Source organism: Pseudomonas sp. ML96, assembly GCF_000761545.1.
Classification (GTDB): domain Bacteria; phylum Pseudomonadota; class Gammaproteobacteria; order Pseudomonadales; family Pseudomonadaceae; genus Aquipseudomonas.
Genome location: NZ_JPMY01000045.1, coordinates 143823 through 153831, shown reverse-complemented (window position 1 = coordinate 153831; position 10009 = coordinate 143823). Strand labels below are relative to the sequence as shown.

The 10009-nt window shown below is 65.1% G+C and carries 7 protein-coding genes and 3 tRNA genes; 4 read left to right on the top strand and 6 right to left on the bottom strand.

Going from position 1 to position 10009, the window contains the following annotated elements:
• Position 1: 1 nt before the first annotated feature.
• The 5 genes from IP89_RS21405 to IP89_RS21385 all read right to left on the bottom strand — a co-directional run bounded on the left by IP89_RS21405 (position 2) and on the right by IP89_RS21385 (position 2902).
• Positions 2–77 (bottom strand) — tRNA-Ala (locus tag IP89_RS21405).
• A 43-nt stretch (positions 78–120) separates the two neighbouring features.
• Positions 121–196: transfer RNA gene (locus IP89_RS21400), tRNA-Glu, on the bottom strand.
• Between the two features lie 48 nt (positions 197–244).
• A tRNA-Ala gene (locus tag IP89_RS21395) sits at positions 245–320 on the bottom strand.
• A 154-nt stretch (positions 321–474) separates the two neighbouring features.
• Entirely contained in the window at positions 475–1959 is a 1485-nt protein-coding gene (gltX, locus tag IP89_RS21390; RefSeq protein WP_043311868.1) for a glutamate--tRNA ligase, read from the bottom strand.
• A gap of 28 nt (positions 1960–1987) precedes the next feature.
• Positions 1988–2902: a LysR family transcriptional regulator gene (locus IP89_RS21385; RefSeq protein WP_043311865.1), complete on the bottom strand. Its 915-nt coding sequence runs from the start codon at positions 2900–2902 to the stop codon at positions 1988–1990.
• A gap of 106 nt (positions 2903–3008) precedes the next feature.
• On the opposite strand from IP89_RS21385, the gene IP89_RS21380 reads away from it, so the two are divergent.
• Genes IP89_RS21380 through IP89_RS21370 form a run of 3 tightly spaced genes read left to right on the top strand, consistent with a single transcriptional unit; the run spans position 3009 to position 6520 of the window.
• A complete protein-coding gene (locus IP89_RS21380) occupies positions 3009–4058 on the top strand; it encodes an HlyD family secretion protein (protein WP_043311863.1) in 1050 nt (349 codons plus the stop codon).
• Positions 4059–4107: 49 nt separating this feature from the next.
• The gene (locus IP89_RS21375) at positions 4108–5598 is read left to right on the top strand and encodes an MDR family MFS transporter (protein WP_177326915.1); all 1491 of its coding nucleotides are present in this window, start codon (positions 4108–4110) and stop codon (positions 5596–5598) included.
• Positions 5582–6520: an EamA family transporter gene (locus IP89_RS21370; protein WP_256203177.1), complete on the top strand. Its 939-nt coding sequence runs from the start codon at positions 5582–5584 to the stop codon at positions 6518–6520. Before IP89_RS21375 ends, IP89_RS21370 begins: the two co-directional genes overlap by 17 nt.
• A 33-nt stretch (positions 6521–6553) precedes the next feature.
• On the opposite strand, the gene uvrB is transcribed toward IP89_RS21370, so the two are convergent.
• Entirely contained in the window at positions 6554–8569 is a 2016-nt protein-coding gene (uvrB, locus tag IP89_RS21365; RefSeq protein ID WP_043311859.1) for an excinuclease ABC subunit UvrB, read from the bottom strand.
• Between the two features lie 177 nt (positions 8570–8746).
• Between uvrB and IP89_RS21360 the strand changes: the two genes are divergently transcribed.
• The gene (locus IP89_RS21360) at positions 8747–9943 is read left to right on the top strand and encodes an amino acid aminotransferase (RefSeq protein ID WP_043311857.1); all 1197 of its coding nucleotides are present in this window, start codon (positions 8747–8749) and stop codon (positions 9941–9943) included.
• Positions 9944–10009 lie beyond the last annotated feature (66 nt).

The window sequence follows — 10009 nt, the reverse complement described above, 5'->3', positions numbered from 1 at the left end:
TTGGTGGAGCTAGACGGGATCGAACCGTCGACCTCTTGCATGCCATGCAAGCGCTCTCCCAGCTGAGCTATAGCCCCGGATTTTGCGTCTCTCGACGTGCAGTGCAAGCACTGCGTGAAGTGGCGTCCCCTAGGGGACTCGAACCCCTGTTACCGCCGTGAAAGGGCGGTGTCCTAGGCCACTAGACGAAGGGGACAAAACCTTCGAAGAACAAGGCCAGCACTAGGCTGGCCTTGTCAGTGATTGGTGGAGCTAGACGGGATCGAACCGTCGACCTCTTGCATGCCATGCAAGCGCTCTCCCAGCTGAGCTATAGCCCCGTCGCTTGGACGGGGCGCATATTAGGGGGGAGGTATTTGCCTGTCAACACAATTTTTCAGCGAGACCTAAAAAATTCTGGAGGAAGAACAATCACTTACCCTTGAGGCCGGGCAAATCACGCCTTCTCGTGCGATGACTGGCGACCTCCCCTACTCAGCCACGAAAACCCTCCAGCAGCTTCTTCCACTCCTTGGTCTCGCCATTGCTGACGCCACCGAGCAGCTCGACGGCCTGGCGCAGGCGGAAGCGCGACAGGTCGGCGCCGAGGATCTCCATGGCATCCAGCACCGAGACCGAGCTGGCCTTGCCGGTAATGGCCGGGAAGATCAGCGGCATCAGGTCGCGCAGCTTGAGGCCAAGGCCCTCGCAGACGAACTGGATGCAGCCGGTGATCTTCTCCTTGTCCCACTGGCGCAGCGCCTCCAGCTCCCACAGCACCAGCTGCAGGGCCTGGCGCACTTGGTCAGGCGAGAGCTTCTTGTGCGCCAGCAGCGCAGGATCGAGCTGCACGCCGCCGCTGAAGAAGAAACTGCCCAGTGGCGCGATGTCGCTGAAGGTCTCGACGCGCTGCTGCACGTGCGGGGCGATCTGCATCAGGTACTGGGAATTGAACGCCCAGTCCTGCACACGCTTGGCGAACTGTTCTACCGGCAGCTCGCGCAGCCACTGGCCGTTGAGCCACGACAGCTTCTCGATGTCGAAGATCGGTCCGCCGAGCGAGACACGCGACAGGTCGAAGTGCTCGATCATCTCGGTCAGCGAGAACTTCTCGCGCTCGTCCGGCATCGACCAGCCCATGCGGCCCAGGTAGTTGAGCAACGCCTCGGGCATGAAACCCATGCGCTCGTAGAAGGTGATGCAGGTCGGATTCTTGCGTTTGGACAGTTTGGACTTGTCCGGGTTACGCAGCAGCGGCATGTAGCAGAGCTTGGGCTGCTCCCAGCCGAAGTACTCGTACAGCTTGATCAGCTTCGGCGCCGACGGCAGCCACTCCTCGCCGCGCAGGACGTGGGTGATCTCCATCAGGTGGTCGTCGACCACGTTGGCCAGGAAGTAGGTGGGCAGGCCGTCGGCCTTCATTAGCACCTGCATGTCCATGCGATCCCACGGGATCTCCACGTCGCCACGCAACATGTCCGGCACCACGCAAACGCCTTCGCTCGGCACCCTCATGCGCACCACGTGCGATTCGCCGGCGTCGATGCGCTTCTGCGCCTCTTCCGGGGCGATATGAATGCAGTGGCCGTCGTAGCGCGGGGTTTCCTTCTTCGCCATCTGCTCGGCGCGCACTTGGTCCAGGCGCTCGGCGGAGCAGAAGCAAGGGAAGGCGTGGCCTTTGCTGACCAGCTCGTCCGAGTACTTCTTGTAGATCGCGCCGCGCTCGCTCTGCCGGTACGGGCCATGCGGGCCGCCGACGTCCGGGCCTTCGTTCCACTCGATGCCCAGCCAGCGCAGAGCGTCGAAGATCTGCTGCTCGGACTCGCGGGTCGAACGCAACTGGTCGGTGTCTTCGATGCGCAGGATGAACTCGCCGCCGTGCTGGCGGGCAAAGCACAGGTTGAACAGGGCGATGTAGGCAGTGCCGACGTGCGGATCACCGGTAGGCGACGGCGCAATGCGGGTGCGGACTTTGGTCATGACAAGTCTCGGAAGCAGGAAGGATGGATCAAGGGCGCGATGTTAGCAGGCCGGCCGCCGCCGGCTCCAGCAGGCTGCCGTGCGGCAGACTGGCCATGAGGAAGTCGAGGAAAGCCTTGACCTTCATCGCCTGGAAACGACGCGACGGATACACCGCGTAGATCTCGCCGACTGGCAGGCGCGCCTCGGGCAACAACTCCAGCAGCAGGCCGTCACGCACGCCCTGCTCGGCAATCATCAGTGGCAGCGCGGCGATACCGGCGCCGGCCAGGGCCGCCTCGCGGGCCAGGGTCAGGTTGTTGGTGGCCAGGGCGCGCTGACAGGGCACGTGTTCGCCCAGCAGCGGCCAGTAGCGCGCCGAATCGATGGGCAGGTGCACGGCCCGGTGCTCGGCCAGTTCCAGCACCGTGCGCGGCGTACCGTGGCGCGCCAGATAGTCGGAGCTGGCATACAGCCGCCGCGGGCTCTCGAACAGCTTGCGGGCGATCAGCGTCGAATCGCGCGGCTGGCCCACCAGAATGGCGATGTCCACACCCTCCTCCAGCGGGTCCACCTCGCGCGAGGTCAGCTCCACCTCGGCGCTGATCTGCGGGTACTGCAGCATGAAGCGGCCGAGCACGCCGCCGAGAAACAGCTGACCGAACTCGATGGGCGCGGTGATGCGCAGCAGGCCGGACGGCTCCTGCTGCAGCTGCATCACCGCCTGCTCGGCCTCGGCGAAGTCGAGCATGATCTGCCGGCAGCGTTCGTAGTAGGCCTGCCCCACCTCGGTCAGGCGCAGCTTGCGCGTGGTGCGATTGAGCAGGCGCACGCCGAGGCGCTCTTCGAGCAGGGCGATGCGCCGGCTCACCGTGGATTTCTGCATACCCAGGCTCTGAGCGGCCTGGGTGAAGCTGTGGCACTCCACCACGCGGGTGAAGATCAAGGCATCATCGAGGCCCATGATTGTTCCCCATAAGCAACAAAGTTTGCGAATTCTACTGGCTACAGCATTGCCGGCAACACTGTTAGATTTGCTTACACTTACGCCCGCCGTTCGAGCCCGCCTCATGCCTGCCCAATTGCAACGCCGCCTGTCCATCTTCGTCGCCCTCCTCGCCATCGTCGGCCTGGGGCTGTTTGGCCACTGGCTGCTGATCGGACGCTTCCACGAGAGCACCGACAACGCCTATGTCCAGGGCGAGATCACCCGCGTCTCCAGCCAGCTGAGCGCGCGTATCGAACAGGTACTGGTCGCCGATAACCAGCATGTCGAGAAGGGGCAGCTGCTGGTCACCCTGGAATCCGCCGACTTCCAACTGGCCCTGGAGCGCGCCCGCGCCGCCCTGGCCACCCGCGAGGCCGAACTGACCCAGGCGCAGAGCCGCCTCGACCAGCAGGCCAACCTGATCGCCGCCAGCCAGGCCGATGTCGCCGCCGGCCAGGCCAACCTCAGCCGCACGCAGATCGACCTGTCCCGCGCGCAGACCCTGCGCAAGCCGGGCTACGTCTCCGAGGAGCGCGTCACCACCCTCTCCGCCGACAGCCGCGTAGCCCGTTCGCAGCTGTCCAAGGCCGAGGCCGACCTGGCCGCCCAGCATCAGCAGGTCGCCGCCCTGCAAGCCGAGATCAAGCGCCTGGGTGCGCAGATCGCCAACGCCCGCGCCGAAGTTGAACAGGCGCAGATCAACCTCAAGCGCACCGAAATTCACGCCCCCATCAGCGGAATCATCGGCCAGCGTTCGGCCCGTAGCGGCCAGGTAGTGCAGGCCGGCGCCTATCTGCTGTCGGTGGTACCGAACGACGCCATCTGGGTGCAGGCCAACTTCAAGGAAACCCAGATCGGCAAGATGCAGCCCGGCCAGAGCGCCGAGCTGGTGTTCGACGCCTACCCCGACACCCCTATCGAAGGCCGTATCGACAGCCTGTTCGCCGCCTCCGGCGCGCAGTTCAGCCTGCTGCCGCCGGACAACGCCACCGGCAACTTCACCAAGGTGGTGCAGCGCATCCCGGTCAAGCTGACCTTCGCTGCCGACAACCCGCTGCAGGGCAAGATTCGCCCCGGCATGTCCGTGGAAGTGAAAGTCGACATCGCCAGCGAAGCCCACCATGGCGGCTGATGCCCTGCTGCGCCCGGTCGGGGAACCCAGCCGGCGCGACTGGATCGCGGTGATGAGCGCCATGCTCGGCGCCTTCATGGCGGTACTGGATATCCAGATCACCAACTCCTCGCTGAAGGACATCCAGGGTGCACTGTCGGCCACCCTGGAGGAAGGCTCGTGGATTTCCACCTCCTATCTGGTGGCCGAGATCATCATGATCCCGCTCACCGCCTGGCTGGTGCAGCTGCTCTCGGCGCGGCGCCTGGCGGTGTGGGTGTCGCTGGGCTTCCTCGCCTCGTCGCTGCTCTGCTCGTTCGCCTGGAACCTGGAGAGCATGATCGTGTTCCGCGCCTTGCAGGGCTTCACCGGCGGCGCGCTGATCCCCCTCGCCTTCACCCTGACCCTGATCAAGCTGCCGGAGCACCACCGCGCCAAGGGCATGGCGCTGTTCGCCATCACCGCCACCTTCGCCCCATCCATCGGCCCGACCCTGGGCGGCTGGCTGACAGAGAACTGGGGCTGGGAATACATCTTCTATATCAACATCCCCCCTGGCCTGCTGATGATCGCCGGCCTGATGTACGGCCTGGACAAGAAGCCACCGCACTGGGAACTGCTGAAGAGCACCGACTACGCCGGCATCGTCACCCTGGGCATGGGTCTGGGCTGCCTGCAGGTATTCCTCGAGGAAGGCCACCGCAAGGACTGGCTGGAATCCAGCCTGATCGTCGGCCTCGGCAGTGTGGCGTTTGTCAGCCTGATCCTGTTCGTCATCCTGCAGCTGTCCAAGCCGAACCCGCTGATCAACCTGCGCATCCTGCGTGAACGTAATTTCGGCCTGACCAGCATCTCCAGCCTGGGCATGGGCCTGGGCCTGTACGGCTCGATCTACCTGCTACCGCTGTACCTGGCACAGATCCAGGGCTACAACGCCCTGCAGATCGGCGAGGTGATCATGTGGATGGGCCTACCACAGCTGTTCATCATCCCGCTGGTGCCCAAGCTGATGAAGGTGATTTCGCCGAAGTGGCTGTGCGCCATCGGCTTCGGCCTGTTCGGCGCCTCCAGCTTCTTCTCCGGCGTACTCAACCCGGACTTCGCCGGCGAGCAGTTCAACCATATCCAGATCATCCGCGCCCTCGGCCAGCCGATGATCATGGTGACCATCTCGCTGATCGCCACTGCCTACATCCAGCCGCAGGACGCCGGCTCCGCCTCGAGCCTGTTCAACATCCTGCGCAACCTCGGCGGCGCCATCGGCATCGCCCTGCTCGCCACCCTGCTCGACAGCCGCGCCAAGATCTACTTCGACTACCTGCGCGAGGCCCTGGTACCGGGCAACCCGCAGGTGGACGAGCGCCTGGCGCTGCTCACCGATCAGCTCGGCAGCTCGCAGGCGGCGCTCGGCAAGCTTAGCGAGATCGCCCACCAGCAGGCGATGATCATGGCCTACAATGACGCCTTCCATTTCGTCGGCCTGGCCCTGGCCATCAGCATGGTCGCCGTGCTGCTGACCCGTGCGCTGCCCGCCGGCGCTACCGGTGGCGCGGCGCACTGAGCCCGCCACCTTCTCCCTGCTCGGTTTCCGCATGTCATCGCGTTATCGCTCGTTGCTTCTAGTCAGCGCCTTCCTGGTCATCTACATCGGCTGGGGCACCACCTACCTGGCCAACCACTTCCTCCTGCGCGAGCTACCGCCCTTTGTCATCGGCGCCCTGCGCTTCTGCCTGGCCGGCGTGCTGGCCATGCTGTGGGTCGCAGCCCGCGGCGAGCTGAAGATCCAGCGCAGCGACTGGGGCACCGCACTGATCGGCGGCCTGTTGCTGATCGCGGTCGGCCAGGGCGCGCTGATCTACGCCAACCAGCACCTGCCGACCGGCCTGCTGGCGATGCTCTACACCACCCTGCCGTTGTGGAGCGTGGCCCTGGAATGGCTGCTGGACGAGCGCCCGCCGCTCTGGGTGCTGCTGGGCCTGGCCATAGCCACCGGCGGCATCGTGCTGCTGATGGGCAACGGCCTGGGCGATAACAGCGGCGCGCAGCAGTGGCTGTCCGGCGCCCTGGTGCTGCTGGCCACCCTGCTCTGGGCGGTTGGCGCCTGGTGGCTGCGCAAGCGCGCGCCATTCCAGTCCCCCGCCACTGGCCTGGGCCTGCAGATGCTGGTCGGCGCCGTGGTGATGAGCGGCCTCGGCCTGGCCCATGGCGACTGGCAGCTGCTGCAGCTGGGCCAGATGAGCGCCAATGGCTGGCTGTGGCTGGCCTACTTGGTACTGCCGGTCAGCCTCGGCGTGTATCCGGTGTATTTCTGGCTGCTACGCGAGGTGAAGCCGAGCCTGGTGTCGACCTTCGCCTTCGTCAACCCGGTGGTGGCGCTGCTGCTTGGCTACCTGATCCTCGACGAGAGCTTGAGCCTGTCCGCCGGCCTGGCCTGCGCGGCGATCCTCATCGGAGTTTCGATGATCATCTTCGGCCGGCGCTAACGCGCGCCGGCCCTCCTCCGCTCGATACGCCGATCAGACCTGCAGCAGGCGATCACGCAGCTTCTGAATCTCGTCGCGCAGCTGCGCAGCGGCCTCGAACTCCAGGTCGCGGGCCAGCTGGAACATTTTCTCTTCCAGCTGACGGATACGCTTGCTGATCTCGCTCGGCGAGCGCAGCTCGGCCTCGTAGCGGGCATTCTCCTCCGCCACCTTGAGCGCGGCTTTGCGCTTGTTGCTACGCGCGCCGGGCACCACGGCGCCTTCGAGGATGTCCTTGATGTCCTTGGTCACGCCTTTCGGCACGATGCCGTTGGCGGCGTTGAAGGCCATCTGCTTCTCGCGACGGCGTTCGGTCTCGCCGATCGCCCTCTCCATCGAGCCGGTCATGCGATCGGCATAGAGAATCGCCTTGCCGTGCAGGTTGCGCGCGGCGCGGCCGATGGTCTGGATCAGCGAGCGCTCGCTACGCAGGAAGCCTTCCTTGTCCGCATCGAGGATCGCCACCAGCGACACCTCGGGCATGTCCAGGCCCTCGCGCAGCAGGTTGATGCCCACCAGCACGTCAAAGGCGCCGGTGCGCAGGTCGCGGATGATCTCCACCCGTTCCACCGTATCGATGTCCGAGTGCAGGTAGCGCACCTTGACGTCGTGGTCGGCCAGGTAATCGGTGAGGTCCTCGGCCATGCGCTTGGTCAGGGTGGTGACCAGCACGCGCTGCTCCACGGCCACGCGCTTGCGGATCTCCGAGAGCAGGTCGTCGACCTGGGTACGCGCCGGGCGCACTTCCACTTCCGGATCGACCAGGCCGGTGGGCCGCACCACCTGCTCGATCACCCGCCCGGCGTGCTCGCCCTCGTAGTTGCCTGGCGTGGCCGAGACGAAGATGGTCTGCGGGCTGGCCGCCTCCCACTCCTCGAAGCGCATCGGCCGGTTGTCCAACGCCGAAGGCAGGCGGAAGCCGTATTCCACCAGGGTTTCCTTGCGCGAGCGGTCGCCCTTGTACATGGCACCGATCTGCGGAACTGTGACGTGGGATTCGTCGATCACCAGCAGCGACTCCGGCGGCAGGTAGTCGTACAGGGTGGGTGGCGGCTCGCCCGGCGCCCGCCCGGAGAGATAGCGCGAGTAGTTCTCGATGCCATTGCAGTAGCCCAGTTCGAGGATCATTTCCAGGTCGAAGCGGGTGCGCTGCTCCAGGCGCTGCGCCTCGACCAGCTTGTTGTTGGTGCGCAGGTAGTCCAGGCGCTCCTTGAGCTCGACCTTGATGTTCTCCATCGCGTCCAGCAGGGTTTCGCGCGGGGTCACGTAGTGGCTCTTGGGGTAGAAGGTGAAGCGCGGCAGCCGCTTGATCACCTCGCCAGTCAGCGGATCGAACGCCGCCAGGCTCTCCACTTCGTCATCGAACAGCTCGATGCGGATCGCTTCGAGGTCCGATTCGGCCGGGAACACGTCGATCACATCGCCGCGTACGCGGAAGGTGGCGCGGGCGAAATCCATGTCGTTGCGGGTGTACTGCAGGTCAGCCAGACGCCGCAGCAGCGCGCGCTGGTCCATTTTGTCGCCGCGATCCACGTGCAGCACCATCTTCAGGTACTCCTCGGGGCTGCCGAGGCCGTAGATCGAGGAGACGGTGGCAACCACGATGGCATCCGGCCGCTCGATCAGCGCCTTGGTCGCCGACAGACGCATCTGCTCGATATGGTCGTTGATCGAGGAATCCTTCTCGATGAAGGTGTCGGAGGCCGGCACATAGGCCTCCGGCTGGTAGTAGTCGTAGTAGGAAACGAAATACTCCACCGCGTTGTTCGGGAAGAAGCTCTTGAACTCACCGTACAGCTGCGCGGCCAGGGTCTTGTTCGGTGCCAGCACCAGCGTCGGGCGCTGCACCTTGGCGATCACGTTGGCGATGCTGAAGGTCTTGCCCGAACCGGTCACACCCAGCAGGGTCTGGTGCGACAGACCGGCCTCCAGCCCCTCGACCATCTGGCGGATAGCCTCCGGTTGGTCGCCGGCAGGCTTGAAGCGGGTAACGAGCTGAAAATCCGACATGTTCCACCCTCTGTGACGCCAACCGAGCGCCGGCGTCAAAGCACTGAAATGCGTCACGGCGCTGTCGCCGCACGCAGACTGAGTCGATATACTACCGGCCCGATTATGCAACCCCCTAGTTCCGGTTTTGACTGGGCGTTGCCGGTTCTCAACCTCCTCTCCGAGCTCCCGCACAAAATGAGTCTGTTCTCTGCCGTCGAAATGGCGCCGCGCGACCCCATCCTGGGCCTGAATGAAGCCTTCAACGCCGATACCCGCAGCACCAAGGTCAACCTTGGCGTCGGCGTGTACTTCACCGAAGAAGGTCGAATTCCGCTGCTGCGCGCCGTCGCTGAAGCCGAGAAGGCGCGCATCGAGGCCCACGCCCCGCGCGGCTACCTGCCGATCGAGGGCATCGCCGCCTACGACAGCGCCGTGCAGAAACTGCTGTTCGGCGCGGACTCCGCCCTGCTGGCCGAAGGCCGTGTGGTCACCACCCAGGCCGTCGGCGGTACCGGCGCACTGAAGACCGGCGCCGACTTCCTCAAGCGCCTGCTGCCGAACGCCGTGGTCGCCATCAGCGACCCGAGCTGGGAAAACCACCGCGCCCTGTTCGAGTCCGCCGGCTTCCCGGTGCAGAACTACCGCTACTACGACGCCGCCACCAACGGCGTGAACCGCGCCGGCCTGCTGGAAGACCTCAAGGCCCTGCCGGCCCGCTCCGTCGTGGTACTGCACGCCTGCTGCCACAACCCGACTGGCGTCGACCTCTCTCTGGATGACTGGAAAGCCGTACTGGAAGTTCTGCGCGAGTGCGAGCACGTGCCGTTCCTCGACATTGCCTACCAGGGCTTCGGCGAAGGCATCGACCAGGACGCCTTCGCCGTCCGTCTGTTTGCCGAGTCCGGCCTGCCGTTCTTCGTCTCCAGCTCCTTCTCCAAGTCCTTCTCGCTGTACGGCGAGCGTGTCGGTGCGCTGTCCATCGTCACCGCCAGCAAGGAAGAAGCCGGCCGCGTGCTGTCGCAAGCCAAGCGCGTGATCCGTACCAACTACTCCAACCCGCCGACCCACGGCGCCACCGTGGTCGCCAGTGTGCTCAACAGCCCCGAGCTGCGCGCCCTGTGGGAAGAAGAACTGGGCGAGATGCGCCAGCGCATTCGCGACATGCGCCTGGCCATGGTCGACCAACTGGCCGCTCAAGGCGCCAAGCGCGATTTCAGCTTCGTCGCCCGCCAGCGCGGCATGTTCTCCTACTCCGGCCTGACCGCCGAGCAGGTAGAACGCCTGCGCACCGAGTTCGGCATCTATGCCGTGGGCACCGGCCGCATCTGCGTCGCCGCGCTGAACCACAGCAACCTCAGCGCCGTGACCAGCGCGATCGTCCAGGTACTCTGAAACGAATCGGGGAAGTCGCCCTACAGGTGTTGACTTCCCCTTTTTAATCAGTAGGATACGCACCGC

What these genes read in the sequence shown, in the direction of transcription:
- IP89_RS21360 (WP_043311857.1), top strand. Translation starts at nt 8,747, where the DNA reads ATGAGTCTGTTCTCTGCCGTCGAAATGGCGCCGCGCGACCCCATCCTG.
- gltX (WP_043311868.1), bottom strand. Translation starts at nt 1,959, where the DNA reads ATGACCAAAGTCCGCACCCGCATTGCGCCGTCGCCTACCGGTGATCCG.
- uvrB (WP_043311859.1), bottom strand. Translation starts at nt 8,569, where the DNA reads ATGTCGGATTTTCAGCTCGTTACCCGCTTCAAGCCTGCCGGCGACCAA.
- IP89_RS21380 (WP_043311863.1), top strand. Translation starts at nt 3,009, where the DNA reads ATGCCTGCCCAATTGCAACGCCGCCTGTCCATCTTCGTCGCCCTCCTC.
- IP89_RS21385 (WP_043311865.1), bottom strand. Translation starts at nt 2,902, where the DNA reads ATGGGCCTCGATGATGCCTTGATCTTCACCCGCGTGGTGGAGTGCCAC.